Origin of the sequence: Pseudonocardia thermophila, assembly GCF_900142365.1 — a bacterium.
Lineage (GTDB): Bacteria > Actinomycetota > Actinomycetes > Mycobacteriales > Pseudonocardiaceae > Pseudonocardia > Pseudonocardia thermophila.
On the sequence record NZ_FRAP01000002.1, the window covers coordinates 50034 to 64317 of the forward strand.

The 14284-nt window shown below is 74.4% G+C and carries 18 protein-coding genes; 7 read left to right on the forward strand and 11 right to left on the reverse strand.

What is annotated here, in order from left to right:
- The first annotated feature begins 123 nt into the window (after window positions 1–123).
- Complete coding sequence (locus tag BUE41_RS30635) at window positions 124–267, forward strand: hypothetical protein (protein WP_159444848.1); 144 nt, start codon at window positions 124–126, stop codon at window positions 265–267.
- An 88-nt stretch (window positions 268–355) separates the two neighbouring features.
- Window positions 356–634: a hypothetical protein gene (locus BUE41_RS30640; RefSeq protein ID WP_073455204.1), complete on the forward strand. Its 279-nt coding sequence runs from the start codon at window positions 356–358 to the stop codon at window positions 632–634.
- Window positions 635–862: 228 nt separating this feature from the next.
- On the opposite strand, the gene BUE41_RS02510 is transcribed toward BUE41_RS30640, so the two are convergent.
- From BUE41_RS02510 to BUE41_RS02520, 3 genes are read right to left on the reverse strand one after another with little or no spacing between them, the layout of a single operon-like run.
- Complete coding sequence (locus tag BUE41_RS02510) at window positions 863–1897, reverse strand: phosphotransferase (protein ID WP_073455205.1); 1035 nt, start codon at window positions 1895–1897, stop codon at window positions 863–865.
- Between the two features lie 5 nt (window positions 1898–1902).
- The gene (locus BUE41_RS02515; protein WP_073455206.1) at window positions 1903–2775 is read right to left on the reverse strand and encodes a TIGR03619 family F420-dependent LLM class oxidoreductase; all 873 of its coding nucleotides are present in this window, start codon (window positions 2773–2775) and stop codon (window positions 1903–1905) included.
- Window positions 2776–2786: 11 nt separating this feature from the next.
- The gene (locus tag BUE41_RS02520) at window positions 2787–3482 is read right to left on the reverse strand and encodes an ABC transporter ATP-binding protein (protein ID WP_073455207.1); all 696 of its coding nucleotides are present in this window, start codon (window positions 3480–3482) and stop codon (window positions 2787–2789) included.
- 192 nt (window positions 3483–3674) lie between these two features.
- Here BUE41_RS02520 and BUE41_RS02525 point away from each other — a divergent pair, with 192 nt between their 5' ends.
- The 5 genes from BUE41_RS02525 to BUE41_RS02545 are packed head-to-tail and all read left to right on the forward strand — an operon-like array spanning window position 3675 to window position 6618.
- The gene (locus BUE41_RS02525) at window positions 3675–4112 is read left to right on the forward strand and encodes a nuclear transport factor 2 family protein (RefSeq protein WP_073455208.1); all 438 of its coding nucleotides are present in this window, start codon (window positions 3675–3677) and stop codon (window positions 4110–4112) included.
- Between the two features lie 15 nt (window positions 4113–4127).
- Window positions 4128–4544 carry a nuclear transport factor 2 family protein gene (locus BUE41_RS02530; RefSeq protein ID WP_073455209.1) on the forward strand — a complete coding sequence of 139 codons (417 nt, stop codon included), beginning with the start codon at window positions 4128–4130 and terminating at the stop codon, window positions 4542–4544.
- On the forward strand, window positions 4541–4873 hold the full coding sequence (locus BUE41_RS02535; protein ID WP_200803736.1) for an NIPSNAP family protein: 333 nt from the start codon (window positions 4541–4543) through the stop codon (window positions 4871–4873). Before BUE41_RS02530 ends, BUE41_RS02535 begins: the two co-directional genes overlap by 4 nt.
- A 4-nt stretch (window positions 4874–4877) precedes the next feature.
- Entirely contained in the window at window positions 4878–5774 is an 897-nt protein-coding gene (locus tag BUE41_RS02540; RefSeq protein ID WP_073455210.1) for a LysR family transcriptional regulator, read from the forward strand.
- Window positions 5775–5778: 4 nt separating this feature from the next.
- Window positions 5779–6618 carry a LysR family transcriptional regulator gene (locus tag BUE41_RS02545; protein WP_073455211.1) on the forward strand — a complete coding sequence of 280 codons (840 nt, stop codon included), beginning with the start codon at window positions 5779–5781 and terminating at the stop codon, window positions 6616–6618.
- 83 nt (window positions 6619–6701) lie between these two features.
- Here the strand turns inward: BUE41_RS02545 and BUE41_RS02550 are convergent, their stop codons facing one another.
- From BUE41_RS02550 to BUE41_RS02585, 8 genes are read right to left on the reverse strand one after another with little or no spacing between them, the layout of a single operon-like run.
- Window positions 6702–7241: a cupin domain-containing protein gene (locus BUE41_RS02550; RefSeq protein ID WP_073455212.1), complete on the reverse strand. Its 540-nt coding sequence runs from the start codon at window positions 7239–7241 to the stop codon at window positions 6702–6704.
- Window positions 7238–8794 carry a class I adenylate-forming enzyme family protein gene (locus BUE41_RS02555; protein ID WP_084754276.1) on the reverse strand — a complete coding sequence of 519 codons (1557 nt, stop codon included), beginning with the start codon at window positions 8792–8794 and terminating at the stop codon, window positions 7238–7240. Before BUE41_RS02555 ends, BUE41_RS02550 begins: the two co-directional genes overlap by 4 nt.
- A complete protein-coding gene (locus tag BUE41_RS02560; protein ID WP_073455213.1) occupies window positions 8791–9663 on the reverse strand; it encodes an acyl-CoA dehydrogenase family protein in 873 nt (290 codons plus the stop codon). Before BUE41_RS02560 ends, BUE41_RS02555 begins: the two co-directional genes overlap by 4 nt.
- Window positions 9660–10769: an acyl-CoA dehydrogenase family protein gene (locus BUE41_RS02565; protein WP_073455214.1), complete on the reverse strand. Its 1110-nt coding sequence runs from the start codon at window positions 10767–10769 to the stop codon at window positions 9660–9662. The genes BUE41_RS02560 and BUE41_RS02565 overlap by 4 nt, the downstream gene beginning before the upstream one ends.
- Window positions 10766–11548, reverse strand: a complete 783-nt coding sequence (locus BUE41_RS02570) for an enoyl-CoA hydratase/isomerase family protein (RefSeq protein WP_073455215.1) — start codon at window positions 11546–11548, stop codon at window positions 10766–10768. The genes BUE41_RS02565 and BUE41_RS02570 overlap by 4 nt, the downstream gene beginning before the upstream one ends.
- Before the next feature lie 19 nt (window positions 11549–11567).
- The gene (locus BUE41_RS02575) at window positions 11568–12746 is read right to left on the reverse strand and encodes a thiolase family protein (protein ID WP_073455216.1); all 1179 of its coding nucleotides are present in this window, start codon (window positions 12744–12746) and stop codon (window positions 11568–11570) included.
- A 9-nt stretch (window positions 12747–12755) separates the two neighbouring features.
- Window positions 12756–13520, reverse strand: a complete 765-nt coding sequence (locus BUE41_RS02580) for a crotonase/enoyl-CoA hydratase family protein (RefSeq protein ID WP_073455217.1) — start codon at window positions 13518–13520, stop codon at window positions 12756–12758.
- Entirely contained in the window at window positions 13517–14281 is a 765-nt protein-coding gene (locus BUE41_RS02585) for an SDR family NAD(P)-dependent oxidoreductase (protein WP_073455218.1), read from the reverse strand. Before BUE41_RS02585 ends, BUE41_RS02580 begins: the two co-directional genes overlap by 4 nt.
- Window positions 14282–14284: the final 3 nt, after the last annotated feature.

Sequence of the window (14284 nt, forward strand, 5' to 3'; positions counted from 1 at the left end):
GCGTCGACCCGATCCACATCGGACTTGCGATTCGCCGTCCGTCGAGACCCTCGACGAGGCGATCAGAACTGTCCGCCGGCGGAGCCGATCACGGCCACCGGCGTGATCAGGACCAGTCGTCCGATGCGGGTGGCGTACGTGTGGACGCACAACGGCGCGGTGGTCGACGCGGGCCCGGTGCGGGTCGAGGGTGAGGCACGGTCTCGTACGTTCGCCGGGCGGATCTGGCTGAACCGGGTCGAGGCGGGTGGTACCACGGTGACCTAGCGGTGGGTGGGGCCGGACTTCCAGGGGCCGCAGGAGTCGCTCGTGCTCGCCGAAGGGGGACGCGCTGGTCGAGGAGGTCACCCACGCCGTGGACGTGCTGGCGAGCGGCAGTGTGCAGCGGTGGATCGAGACGCGCTCGACGAACGCCGCCGCGTCCGACCGGGCCGAGGCGCAGGTGCAGTGCGATCCCGTGACCGCCGCCATCCACGGCCACGCCACCACGCGGATCGTGGACGGGTGCGTGCCGGGGAACCAGCGAGGGGTCGAGATCACCGACTGGGTCGACGTGAACGGCGCGACCCGCGCGGAGCACTGCTGGAGGCAGCCTTCGAGGAGCCGCCCGCGGACGGCGGGCCGCCGATCGTGACCGGGGCGTACGAGAAGACCGGTCCGGAGCGGCGGGCGATCACGATCACGGTCCCGTGCGCGTGCCTACTCGGGCCGGTGGAACCAGACGATGCACCCCGTCCCCTCCTGGGAATGGCTCTGCTGATCTGAGCCGCCGATCTGAGCCGCCGACCTGAGCCGCCGACCTGAGCCGGGCCGATCGGTGCGCCGCACCGTCCACCGTGCAGGTCGTGGCGGGTCCCGGCGTTCACAGGCCGAGCGCGGCCAGCGCCTGCAGGTCCTCCGCGGCGGCCACGCACCGGCGCACGTAGGCCTCGATCGCTGCCTCGGGGTACGTGCCGGGCGGCGTGCAGAGGAAGCGCAGCCCGTGCAGGACGTTGCGCCGGTAGGCCGTCCACGCCTCGGTGGGCGTGGGCGGCTGGGCCACCCCGCGGCGGCGCAGCGCCTCCAGGTAGCCGAGCAGCAGCTCGCGCTCGTAGCGGCGGCGGACGGCCACGCTCGCGCTCCCCACGAGGTAGCGCGTCACGTCGTAGGCGTACGGGCCGGCCGAGAGCGCCTGCCAGTCCAGGAAGCCGAGGCGCCCGTCGACGCCGGTGTAGGTGTTGCCCAGGTGCGGATCGCCGTGCAGCACAGTGACCGCCTGCCCGTCCTGCAACCGCCACATCCGCTCCGTCGCCTCGACCACGAGCGCAGGGCTGCGCAGTGGTTGTGGCACCAGCGATCCGGCGGGCCGGTCGAGGGCGCGCCGCCACCCGTCCCCGGCGAGCAGACCGAGCACGACCGGCCGCAGGTCCCCCGGGTACGGCTCGACGCCGGCCGGCGGTGCGTCCCACCAGGCGGCGTGCAGGAGCGCGAGCTGAGCCAGCCCGTCGCGCAGCTCGGCGACCCCGAGCGGGCGGCGCGGATCGCCGAACCGGGCGGCGCCGGACAGATCGGCCAGCACCAGCACCGAATGGCCGGTGCGGTCGTCGGTGGCCGCGAAGAAGCACTCCGGGACCCGCACCGGCACGGTGCGGGCGAACTCGGTGTAGAAGCGGGTCTCCCGGGCCGCGGCGGCCCGCAGACGGCCCACGTCCAGGCCCAGGGTGGTCTTCAGGTACAGCGCCTCGGGCAGCCCGGCCGGGTTGGCTGCGTACGTCACCGCGAGCGGCACCCCGGCGGCGAACCGCACCGTCGGCGCGCCGCGGCGGACGGTCGCGACCCGGGTACCGGGCCGGTCCTGCGAGAGCGCCGCGCTCAGCCACTCCGCGGTGACGCCGGCCAGCTCGCCCGGCAGCTCCACGGGTGTCACGTGTGACGGGAGATCACGTCGTCGGCGAACCGCTTGGCCCAGTCGACCGTCGCGCCCAGCTCCAGGCGTTCACCCAGGTCGCGCCGCGGATCGACGACCACCCGGGTCACGCCGAGATCGGCCAGCTCGGCGTACAGATCGGGCCGGAAGGCCAGCTCGCCGCACAGCGTCACCTCGAACGGGCCGGTCCGCCCGGCCGCCCGCCGGGCCTCCATGACGACGTCGAGCTTCTCCTTCACCTCGGCCACGTCCGTGCAGCCGACCTCGATCCAGCCGTCGCCGCGGGCGCCCGCCCGGCGCAACGCGCGCCGGCTGACCCCGCCGACCTCGATCGGGATGCCCTCCGGGCGGATCGGTTTCGGTTCGAACGCGACCGGGCCGAAGTCGAAGAACTCGTCGTGGACCTCGATCCGCTCCTCGCGCCACAGCCGGCGGATCGCGTCGATCGCGGCGTCGGTGCGCCGGCCGCGGTCAGCGAACGGCAGGCCCAGGTAGGTGAACTCGTCGGCGAGCCAGCCGACCCCCACCCCGAGCGTGACCCGGCCGCGGGTCACCCGGTCCAGGGTGACCACCGAGCGGGCCGTCTGCAGCGGGTGGCGCAGCGGCAGCACGTAGACGTTGGTCGCGAACCGGATCCGGCTGGTCGCTGCGGCCAGGAAGCCGAAGAGGACCCACACGTCGTAGACGGGGGTGCGCGGCTGGAACGGCGGATGGCCGTCCGGGCTGTACGGATAGGTGGTGGGCGGATCGGCCGGGAACACCAGGTGCTCCGGCATCCACACCGACTCGAACCCGTTCTCCTCGTACGCCGCGGCCAGCTCGGGCAGCTTCCGCAGCGACAGGCCCATGATCGTGGTGCCGAACTTCATCGTCGGTCCTCTCAGGACGGGTAGAGCGCGCCCGTGCCCGTGCTCGCGGTGTGCTCGAAGGCCGCCCGCAGTTCGGCGGCCGGACCCTCGGCCACGACGACGCCGCGCTGCAGGACGTAGCCTCGGTCGGCGACGGTCAGGGCCCGGCGGACCTGCTGCTCGACCAGCAGGATCCCGACGCCGCGCTCGCGCGCGGCCTGCCGCGCCGCCCCGAACAGCCGCTCCACGACGAGCGGGGCGAGCCCGGCCGAGACCTCGTCGAGCAGTAGGAAGCGGGGCCGGGCGGCCAGCGCCCTGGCCAGGGCGAGGATCTGCTGCTCGCCACCGGAGAGCATGCCTGCGCGGCGGGGGAGCAGCGGGCCGAGCTCGGGGAACAGCTCCACGGCTGCGGCGACTCCACCCACGCCGAGCGCGAGGTTGGCTTCGGCGGTCAGCGACGCGAACACCGAGCGCTCCGCGACCAGCCCGATCCCGGCCCGGGCAATGCGGTGCGGGCCGCCGGTGAGCCGCGTGCCGCCGATGCGGACCTGCCCTCCGAACGGGTGCAGGTGCTCGGTGATCGTCAGCAGCGCGGTGGTCTTGCCGGCCCCGTTGGGCCCGAGCAGCGCCACCACCTCACCGGGCTCGACGCGCAGATCGATGCCGTGCACGATCTCGATGCGGCCGTATCCGGCCCGCAGACCCTCCACCACCAGCTGCTCTGCCACGGTGACGCCAATCTGATATCGACTCTCAACTGAGATCGAGGCGCAAAGCTACGGGTGCAGGTCAGCGTGTGTCAACCCGCTCCCAGGGAAATACTGATAGAAACTATCGCTTGACTGCAGCAATCAGATTCTCCTAGCCTGACCTCCGCATCTCGTGCGATGGCGCGCGAACCGAGGGATAGGTGGAACCCAATGAGCGAGCTCTTCGACCGCTTCTCGGAGGCGTACAAGGCGCTGGAGCGCCGGGACGTCAGCAAGATGGCCGACCTGTTCGCCGACGACATCGTCTTCATCACCCCCGAGCGGACGATGAAGGGCAAGGAGGAGGCCATCTCGCGCTTCGTGGCCAACCAGAACGCCTTCTCCGATCTGAAGCTCGAGGTCGACCCCGAGCACGGGGTGATCGACGCAGGCGACTGCTGCGCGGTCGAGTTCATCATCACCGGCACGCTGAAGGGCGATCTCGACACCACCGTGAGCATCAACGACGGCACGGTGGGCGACACCGTCAAGGCGACGGGCAAGAAGTTCAGGATGCGCTCCACCGACCACGTGTGGTGGCGCGACGGCAAGATCTACAAGTTCTCGGTGTACTACGACCCCGCCGAGCCGACCCGGCAGATCGTCTGATCAGGGCGACGAGCCATGGCCACGACGTCCGACGAAGCCGCCATCCGGCGCGTGCTGACCCGCTGGATGCAGCTCGACGACTCCTACGCCGACGAGGAGTGGATCACCGGCATCCTCACCGAGGACTTCGTCCTGCACGCCGGGGACCTGCGGGTCGAGGGGCGGGCGGCGGTCCGGGAGCTGAACGACCGCCGGGCCGCCGGTCCGCCGCGCGGCAAGCACATCCTCAGCGAGCCCAACATCGAGGTGAACGGGGACGAAGCGGTCGCGATCACCGACTACCTCTACGTCACCGGCTCCGCCGAGGCGGGGTACACCATCACCACCGCGGGGCAGTACCGCGACGAGCTGGTCCGCGACCCGGCCGGGGCGTGGCGGGTCCGCAGGCGCACCAACACGCACATGTCCGTTCCGGCGGGGGCGCCGTCGTGAGCCTGCTGGAACTGCGGCACTACGAGCTGTTCCCGCACAACCGGGAGCACCTGCACGCCCGCTTCGCCGAGCACACCGCGCCGATCTTCGAGCGGCTCGGCCTGCGTGCGCGCGGCTTCTACGAGATCACCTGCGGGCCCGGCGAGGGTGATCTCGTCTACTTCATGGAGTGGGAGTCCCCCGCCGAGCGGGCGGAGGGCTGGGCGCGGTTCGCCGCGGACCCCGAGTGGCAGAAGGTCCGGGCGGAGACCAACGGCCGGCACGGCCCGCTCGTCGCGCGGACCCACTCCCAGCTGCTCGTGCCCACGAGCTACTCGCGCGACCGCTAGGGCCGTGGACTTCGCCCAGGTCGAGCTGGTGCTCGCGCTCGACGAGGCGCGGTCGCTCTCCGGGGCCGCTGAACTGCTGGGCACCACGACGACGGCCGTGTCCCAGCAGCTGCGGCGGCTGGAGCGCGAGGTCGGCGGCGAGGTGTTCGTGCGCACCCCGCACGGGGTGGTGCCGACGCCCGCCGCCGACCTGCTGCTGCGCCGGGCCCGGCGGGTCGCCACGACGATGGAGACGCTCACGGCGGGGCGCGCCGGGGCCGCGGCCGAGCTGGTGCGGGTCACCGCGCTGGACAGCGCGGCCGAACACCTGGCCCGCGCTGTCCGCCGGGCCCGGCAGCAGGCCCCCGACCTGCGCGTCGAGATCCGGGAGGCCCGCACCGCGCCGGAGCTGCTCGCCGCGGTGCGCGACGGCCGCACCGGCCTCGGGATCGGCTACCTGGACGCCCGGGACGTGCGGTGGAGCCATCGCCGCGAGCTGGTCCTCGATCCGGTGGCGCACGACGAGTGCTGCGTCGTGCTCCCGCCGGCCTGCGCCGACCTGCCCGATCCGCTGCCCGTCACCGAGCTGCCGGATCTCGACGTCGTGACCACCACGCAGGACGCGGTGTCGCGGCGGCTGGTGGAGCGGGTGCTCGCGCGGGCCGGGGTGCGTCGCCGCGCCGGGATCGCGACGGCCCACCGCGCGATGCTGGTCCCTCTGGTGCGGGCGGGAGCGGGGATGGCGTGGACCACGTTGGAGGCGGTCGCTCCCGCTGCCCCGGGGGTGGTGGTGCGCCGCGTGGTCCCCGCGGTCACGCTGCCCGTCTACGTGGTGCGCCCCGCCGAACCCCCGACCGGCGGGGCCGCGTTGCTGCACGCACTGCTGACCGACCGGGCCGCCGAGCGGCGGGCCGGGGCCTGATCCGATGCACGCCCGGCAGCTGCGCTACTTCCTCGCGATCGTCGAGCACCGCGGGTACACGGCCGCGGCGCGGGCCCTGCACATCTCGCAGCCGACGCTCACGGTCGCGATGCGCGGGCTGGAGGAGGTCGTCGGGGCCGAGCTGTTCCGCCGGGCCGGTCGCCGGGTGGTGCTCTCCGACGCGGGCCGCCGGTTCCTCCCGCTCGCCCGCCGGCTGGCCGGCGAGCTGGACGAGCTGGACGATGCGGCCCGCAGCGTCGGCGATCCGGCGGGCCAGCGGCTGGTGCTGTGCGTCGCCCACGAGCTGGTCGAGTCCCCGGTCGCCGAGCTGGTCGGTGCCTACCGGGGCACGTGGCCGGACGTCGCCGTCGAGATCGTCGAACCAGAGGGCGAACCCGGGACCGCGGTCGTCCACGGGACGGCGGACATCGGGTTCGGGCTGCGGCCCGGCCCGCTGCGCCGGTTCGGCCGCGCGGTGACCGTCCCCGTCGCGACCCGGCGGTTCGGGCTCGCTGGGGAGGTGCCGGATCCGGTGCTGGCCGGGCCCGCGGGCAGCGCCTCGCGCGTGCTGCTCGACCGGCTCCCCGGCGGCCCCGCGACCCCAGCGGCGGTGGCCCGCTCGGACCGGTTGGAGTCGCTGGTCCGAGCGGGTGTCGGCGCCGCCGTGCTGCCACTGGCGGTGTGCGAGCGCCTCGGCGCGGCGGGCATTCCCTTCACGACGGATCCGCGGCTGGCCTGCTCGGTCGTCGTGACCTACCGGGCCCCGTCGACCGGCGCGGCCGCCCGGGAGTTCCTCAGGCTGCTGCGCAGGCGGCTGGAGACCCCGGGTGGCCGCGATTGGTAGCGGCCGGTGTTCGATGGGCCGCACCCGCGCTCGGCACCCTCGCTGGTCGCCGATGGCCGCTCGCGGGTGCGGCGGTCGCTGCCTCAGGTGACGCGGAGATCGGCCAGCAACTCGGTCATCAGCGCCGGGACGTCCTCCATCCCGGTCCGCCACGGCGACTGCCCGTCGCGCAGGTAGTCGTGCACGCGCCGCTCCCCGTCCGGGGTGACGTACTCGACGTTCGTCGCGCCGTCGCGGGTGGCGAAGAACTCCACCCGGACGCAGCCTTCCGGCCCGGCCAGCTCCGGCCCGTACAGCTCGTGCGCCTTGGCGGTGAGCCCGTCGCCCGGGCCCAGCTTCGCGCCCGGCACGTAGAGGCTGCCGCGCAGGACCAGCATGAAGATGTCGGTCGGGTGCGAGTGGTGCGGCAGCGCGTACAGCGGCGGCATCCGCAGCACCGTGGCCACCGGGGCGGCCGGGTCGTCGAGATCGCCCAGCACGAAGTACGACGAGCGGGACGCGTGCTCGTCCTCGACGACCGGCTCCGCGGGTTCGGTGGTGCGGATCTTGCCCGCGAACGTGATGGCCTTGAAGACGCCCTCGTTCTCCCAGAACTCGGGGTCGTCCATCTTCAGGTACCTCATCGGGATCCTTCCCTTGCGTGGTCGGCCAGCCAGCCGGCCCGCAGCTCGCGGCGCAGGAGCTTGCCGCTGGGCGTGCGGGGGATGGTGGCGGTGCGGTGGACGGCGGTGATCCGCTTGTAGGTCGCGACCCGCTCGCCCACCCAGGCGAGGAGGTCCTCGGGCGCGGTGTCCTCGCGCAGCACGACGGCGGCGACGGGGGTCTCGCCGGTACGCGGATCCGGCACCCCGAACACTCCGCAGTCGGCGACCGCGGGGTGGCTCATCAGCAGCCGTTCGAGCTCGGCCGGGGCGACCTGGAACGCGTTGACCTTGATCATCTCCTTGGCCCGCTCGACGAGGTGCAGCGCGCCGGACTCGTCGAGCAGGCCGACGTCGCCGGTGCGCAGCCAGCCGTCCTCGAACACCTCCTGCTCGGGGACGGGCGGGAGGTAGCCGCGGAACACCTGCGGGCCGCGGACCAGCACCTCGCCCGGCTCACCCGGGCCGCACGGCTCCCGGGTGGCGAGATCGACGATGCGCACCTGGGTGTCGGAGACCGGCAGGCCGGGGCAGTCCAGCCGCCACGTGTGCGGTGGCGCCGCCGCGGGGTTGCAGAACAGCAGCGGGGCCTCGGTGGCGCCGTAGGCGTGCAGCCAGCGGATGCCGGACCTGTGCGAAACGCGGCGGGCGAGCGCGACGTCCATCGGGGTCGCGCCCCACGAGACGTAGCGGAGGCTGGACAGGTCCCGCTTCTCCAGGTCCGGAACCCCGTCGAGGGCGAGCGCGACCGGGGCGGCGCCGAAGGTGAGGGTGATCGCCTCCTGCTCGATGCAGTCGAGGACGGCGGCGACGTCGAACCGCTCCTGCAGGCGCAGATGAGCCCGCGCGGCGAACGCCCCGGCCGCGGTGATCACGCCGTAGACGTGGAAGCCGGGCAGGAACAGCAGCATCCGGTCGGACGGGCGCATCGCACCCGCGACCACCCACTGGAGGGTGGCCGGGACGATCGTCGAGTGGGTGTGCACGGCCGCCTTGGGCAGGCCCGTGGTGCCCGAGCTGAACGGCAGCACGGCCTCCAGCGGCCCCCAGGCGGCGACCGGCACCGCGGGGCGGGTGCGCGGCTGCCCGGCGGCGGCGTCGACGAGCGGGCGCCAGCCGGTGGCGACCCGACCGCCGGCGTGCAGCAGCAGCGGCGGCAGCGCGGTCGGGGCGAGCGGCAGCGGCTCGTGCGCGATCAGGCCGCGCGGCGTGGTCGTGGTGAGCGCGCCGCGCATCTCGTCGGCGGTCCAGCGCGGGTTGGTCAGGACCGCGGCGGCGCCCGCCTTGGACACCGCGAACAGCGTCACGACCAGGTCGATCCCGGTGGGCAGCGCGACCGCCACCCGGTCACCGGGGCCGATCCCGGCCGCGCCGAGCGCGTGCGCGAGCGCGTTGGCCGCCTGGTCGACCTCCCGGAAGGACAGGGTGCGGTCGTCGTCGGAGACCGCGGCCCGTTCCGGGGCGGCGTCCGCGGCGTCCTCCAGGAAGTGGTGCAGCGGCCGGTCGGGGTAGCTGATCGGCGGGTGGCCGGTCATGGCAGTGCCTCCGCCGCGGGGCCGAGGACGTCGCGCACCGCGCCGGTCACGGCGGGTTCGGCCGCGATGCGGGTGCCGAGCTGCGTCGTGAGCGTCGCCGCGGAGCCGAGCAGCCCGTCGAGGAACCGCACCTGGCGCACGTGGTGGGGCAGCCGGTGCTCCCGGGTGAAGCCGATGGCTCCGTGGAACTGCAGCGCCCAGTCGCAGGCCAGCAGCGCGGCCCGCCCGGCCAGCGCCTTCGCGGCGGCGGCGAGCACCGAGTCGTCGAGCGGCGTCCGGGCGGCGACGACGCGGGCGCCCTCCAGGGCGACGCGCACGTCGGCCAGCCGGTGCCGCACGGCCTGGCGGGTGCCGATCGGGCTGCCGAACTGCTCGCGCAGGCCCACGTACTCGACGGTCAGCTCGGCGATCCGCTCGGCGGCGCCGATCAGCTCCCAGGCCAGCGCGGTGCGCAGCCGGGAGAGCAGCGGCTCAGCCAGGTCGGGGAGGTCTGCCCGCGGCTCGACGAGCGCGACGGGCAGCTCGCGGGCGAACCCGCCCGCGGGCCGCACCTGCCCGACCTCGGCGCGGCCGACCCCGGGGACGTGGACCCGGGTCAGCGTGGGCGGCGGATCGAGCACCACCCCGCGGTCGGCGCAGAGCGGGTACAGCACCGGATCGGCCCCGGCGTCGTCCACCAGCAGGTCGAGGGCGCCGGTGATCCGCCCGGCGCGGCCCTGCTCGGTGAACCAGAGCGCGATCGCCTCCCGCGGATCCTCGGCGACCAGCTCGCCGAAGCCCAGCTCGACGAGCTCCCGGCGCAGGTCCGCCAGCTCCTCGTCGGCGAGCAGGCCGCGGGCGGTGTCCCGGACGGCGGCCGCGGCGGTCACGCCGACCCCCTCGGCAGTCCGAGGACCCGATCGGCGACCAGGTCCCGCTGGATCTCGGCGGCGCCGCCGAACACGCTGGTGGAGCGGGCGTGGAACCACTCAGCGGCGTGGTGCCCGGCGGGATCGGTGAGGATCGGGTCGCCGGCGGACAGGCGCGCGTCGAGAGCGCTCCTCTCGGCGGTGGACAGCACCAGCTTGGTGACCGACGACGCCGGCCCGAGCGGGTGGCCGGCGGCGGTGGTGAGCAGCGCCTCCAGGGAGAGGGCGCGCAGGGCCAGCGCGTCGAGGAACGCGGTGCCGAGCGCTGCGGGCCGGGCGCCCTCGCGCGCCGCCGTGGACAGGGTGGCGAGCAGGTGGGCTTGGCGCTGCCACGCCCAGGTGCTGCGCTCGAACTGCAGCAGGTGCATCGCGACCGCCCACCCCTGGCCGACCCCGCCGACGACGTGCTCGGCCGGCACCGCGACGTCGTCGAGGTACAGCTCGGCCAGCTCGTCGGTGCCGTCGGCCATCGCGATCGGGCGGGTCGACAGCCCGGGTGAGGTCATGTCGATCCACAGCATCGTCAGGCCGCGGTGGCGAGACGCGCGGTCACCGGTGCGTGCGAGCAGCAGGCACCAGTCGGCGACCGCGCCGTTGCCGATCCAGGTCTTCTGCCCGGTGACCCGGAACCCGTCCCTGTCGGGCACCGCCCGGGTGGTGAGCGAGCCGAGGTCGCTGCCCGAACCCGGCTCGGAGAAGCCCTGGCACATGAGCAGATCACCGCGCAGGATCGCCGGCAGGTGGCGGCGGGCCAAGTGCGGGGCGAAGTCGAACAGCGTCGGCACGATGATCTCGGCGAACTCGAACCCGCGCGGCAGGTCGTACCCGGCGGCGAGGATCTCGTCGTAGAGCACGCCGCGCAGCAGCGCGCTGCCGCCGCTGCCGCCGCTGTCGGCCGGCCAGCCGGCGCGGGTGAACCCGGCGTCGTAGAGGCGGCGGTGGAACGGCCGCAGCCGCTCCACGTGCTCGGCGAGCACGGTGAACGGGCGGGCGCGGAACGGTTCCAGCTCGTCGGCGTGGCCGGCCAGCCACGCGGTGACGGACTCCCGGAAGGCGGCGGGGTTCATCGTGACCGGCCGGCCTTCTCGGCGAAGCGGGCGATGGTCGCGGCGACGTCCGGTTCGCTGAACGAGTGGCTCTCCGCGGCGAAGGCGAAGTCCATGACGGCGGCGACGGCGTTGCCCAGGTGGATGTTGAGCGCCCGCTTGGTGTCCCGCACCGCCTGGCGGGGCTGTGCGGCGATCTCGGCGGCGAGCGCGTGCGCCTCGGCGAGCAGCTCTGCGGCGGGCACGACGCGGTTGGCCAGCCCCAGCTCGACCGCTCGCGCGGCCGGGATCCGCCGCCCGGTCAGCAGGTACTCCTTGGCGGTGAGCAGGCTGGTCATCAGCGGCCACGCGAGCACGCCGCCGTCCGCGGCGACCAGCCCCACGCTGACGTGCGGATCGGACACGTGGGCGGTGTCGGCGACCAGCACGACGTCGGAGAACAGGGCGAGGCTGAACCCGAGCCCGACCGCGGGCCCGTTGACCGCTGCGACGACCGGGATCGGGAACTCGACCATCGCGCGCACGATCGCGCGGGCCTCCGCGACGACCTGCTCCCGGTAGCCGGGGTCGTCGACCGCGGCCTGGCTCATGTCCATGTCGCCACCCGCGCAGAAGCCGCGGCCCGCGCCGGTCAGCACGACCGAGCGCACCCCGGGCGTGCGTTCCAGGGCCGGCCACACCGCGACCAGCTCCTGGTGCATCCGCGGGGAAACGGCGTTGAGCCGGTCCGGGCGGTTCAGCGTGAGCGTGGCGACGCCGTCGGCGCCGACCTCGATCGTGAGGTCCTCGAACTGCTGCACGGTTGGTCTCCTGCACTGCTCAGGCGAGTGCTTCGACGACGGTGGCGTTGGCCATCCCGCCGCCCTCGCACATGGACTGCAGCCCCCAGCGGATCCCGTTGGCCCGCATGTGGTGGACGAGCGTGGTCATCAGCCGGGCGCCGGACGCGCCGAGCGGGTGGCCCAGCGCGATCGCCCCGCCCAGCGGGTTGGTGAGCTTCGGATCGGCCCCGGTCTCGGCGAGCCACCCGAGCGGCACGGACGCGAACGCCTCGTTGATCTCGAACGCGCCGATGTCGGTGAGCGTGAGCCCGGCCCGGCGCAGCACGGCCGCGGTGGCCGGGATCGGTCCGGACAGTATGGAGACCGGGTCGACTCCGACGGCGGCGAACGCGTGGAAGCGGGCGAGCGGGCGCAGACCGAGCGCCTTCGCCCGCTCCGACGTGGTGATCAGCAGGGCGGCGGCGCCGTCGGAGATCTGCGAGGAGTTGCCGGCGGTGATCCGCCCGTCCTCCCGGAACACCGGCCGCAGCCGGGCCAGCGCCTCCGCGGAGGTGTCCGGGCGGACGCCCTCGTCGCGGTCGACGACGACCGGTCCCTCCGGGGTCGGCACGGTCACCGGGGCGATCTCGTCGGCGAACGCGCCGGCGGCGCGGGCCGCGGTGGCGCGCTGGTGCGAGGCCAGCGCGTACTCGTCGAGCTGCTGGCGGCTCAGGCCCCACCGGTCGGCCAGGATCTCCGCGGCGATGCCCTGCTGGAACTCGCCCTCCGCGCCGAGCACGTCGGGGTAGCGGGCGCGCAGCCGCGGCCCGTACGGTCGGCCGGGTCCGTTGCGGCGCGTCGAGCCCATCGGGACCCGGCTCATCGACTCCACCCCGCCGGCCACGACGACGTCCGCCTGGCCCGCGATCACGGCCGCGGCGGCGAAGTGCAGGGCCTGCTGGGAGGAGCCGCAGGCGCGGTCCACCGTGGTGCCGGGGACGGTCTCGGGCCAGCCGGCTGCGAGCGCGGAGAGCCGCCCGACGTTGCTCGCCTGCTCACCGGTCTGGGTGACGCAGCCCCACACGACGTCCTCGACGACGCCGGGATCGATGCCCGTGCGCGTGGCCAGGGCGTCGAGGACGGCCGCGGACAGATCGACCGGGTGCACACCGGACAGTCCGCCGCCGCGTCTGCCGACCGGGGTCCGCACCGCGCCGGCGATCACCGCATCCCGCATGTCTGCTCCTCAGGTTCCGGTCCACTCGGGGGCTCGCTTCTCCGCGAAGGCGCGGGCGCCTTCGCGGGCGTCGGCGGAGGTGGCTACGGGCTCGCTCCACTCCCGCTGGTGGGCGAACTGCTCGTCCTGCGGCCAATCGGCGGACCGGCGCACGATCTGCTTGGACGCCCGCAGCGCGAGCGGGCCGTTCCCGGCGATCTCGGTCGCCAGCGCCAGCGCGGCGTCGAGCGCCGTTCCGGGCTCGACGAGCCGCGTGACCAGCCCGTACCGGTGCGCCCACGCGGCGTCGACGGTGGCGCCGGTCAGGATCAGCTCCATCGCCGCGTGGTGCGGGATCCGCCGCGGCAACCGCATCAGCGCCCCACCGGACGCGATCAGCCCGCGGCGCACCTCCGGCAGACCGAACCGGGCGTCTCGCGCGGCGACGAGCACGTCGGCGCAGAGCGCGATCTCGAACCCGCCGGCCAGCGCGTACCCCTCGATCGCGGCGACCAGCGGAGTGTCGGGCGGCCTGGCGACGATCCCGGCGAAGCCCTTGCCGGGCACGACCGGCCGCTCCCCGCGGGCGAACGCCCTGAGGTCCATGCCCGCCGAGAAGTGCCCACCCGCGCCGGTGATCACGCCGGCCCGCAGGTCGTCCCGGGCGTCCAGCTCGTCCATGGCGCGGGAGAGCGCCTCGGCCATGCGCAGATCGATCGCGTTGCGGACAGCCGGGCGGTTGAGCGTGACCACGAGGACCGGACCGGCTTCGCGCACCAGCACGGGCTCGGTCATCGGGGCGCCATCCGGATCGCGCCGTCGAGTCGGATGCACTCGCCGTTCAGGTACGGGTTCTCGAGGATGTGCTGGGCGAGCGCGCCGTACTCCGCGGGCCGGCCCATCCGCTTCGGGTACGGCACCGCCGACTCCAGCGCTTCCTGGATGTCCGGCCGCAGCACCGTGCGGACCAGCGGGGTGTCGAAGATGCCCGGCACGATCGTGCAGACCCGCACCGCTGAGCTGGCAAGATCGCGCGCAGCGGTGATCGTCATCCCGACGACGGCCGCCTTGGCCGCGGAGTAGGCGATCTGCCCGATCTGCCCCTCGTACGCGGCGACCGACGCGGTGAGCACGACCGCGCCGCGCTCCTCGCCCTCGGGAGCGGGGTGCTTGACCATCTCGGCCGGGCCCAGCCGCAGCGCGTTGTAGCTGCCGACGACGTTGAGCCGTACGACCTCCTCGAACGCGGTGAGATCGCCGGGCTCACCGGACTTGGACACCAGCCGGATGCGCGCTCCGCGGCCGGCGGCGTGCACCACGGCCCGCAGCGGCGAGTGCTCCGCCGCCTCGGCGAACGCGGCCGCGAGCTGGTCCGCCTCGGTGACGTCGGCGGGGACGAAGCAGGCACCGATCTCGGCGGCCACCTCGGCGCCCCGGGAGCTGGGCAGGTCCACGATCGTCACCCGGGCGCCTGCGGCGGCGAGCCGTTCGGCCGCGGCCCGGCCCAGTCCGGACGCGCCACCGGTGACCGCCACTGCGGACTGCGCCAGCTGCATGGT

Coding starts and splice junctions, on each gene's coding strand:
- BUE41_RS02525 (WP_073455208.1), top strand. CDS start 3,675: ATGAGCGAGCTCTTCGACCGCTTCTCGGAGGCGTACAAGGCGCTGGAG.
- BUE41_RS30635 (WP_159444848.1), top strand. CDS start 124: ATGCGGGTGGCGTACGTGTGGACGCACAACGGCGCGGTGGTCGACGCG.
- BUE41_RS02585 (WP_073455218.1), bottom strand. CDS start 14,281: ATGCAGCTGGCGCAGTCCGCAGTGGCGGTCACCGGTGGCGCGTCCGGA.
- BUE41_RS02530 (WP_073455209.1), top strand. CDS start 4,128: ATGGCCACGACGTCCGACGAAGCCGCCATCCGGCGCGTGCTGACCCGC.
- BUE41_RS02580 (WP_073455217.1), bottom strand. CDS start 13,520: ATGACCGAGCCCGTGCTGGTGCGCGAAGCCGGTCCGGTCCTCGTGGTC.
- BUE41_RS02550 (WP_073455212.1), bottom strand. CDS start 7,241: ATGAGGTACCTGAAGATGGACGACCCCGAGTTCTGGGAGAACGAGGGC.
- BUE41_RS02555 (WP_084754276.1), bottom strand. CDS start 8,794: ATGACCGGCCACCCGCCGATCAGCTACCCCGACCGGCCGCTGCACCAC.
- BUE41_RS02565 (WP_073455214.1), bottom strand. CDS start 10,769: ATGAACCCCGCCGCCTTCCGGGAGTCCGTCACCGCGTGGCTGGCCGGC.
- BUE41_RS02575 (WP_073455216.1), bottom strand. CDS start 12,746: ATGCGGGATGCGGTGATCGCCGGCGCGGTGCGGACCCCGGTCGGCAGA.
- BUE41_RS02515 (WP_073455206.1), bottom strand. CDS start 2,775: ATGAAGTTCGGCACCACGATCATGGGCCTGTCGCTGCGGAAGCTGCCC.
- BUE41_RS02545 (WP_073455211.1), top strand. CDS start 5,779: ATGCACGCCCGGCAGCTGCGCTACTTCCTCGCGATCGTCGAGCACCGC.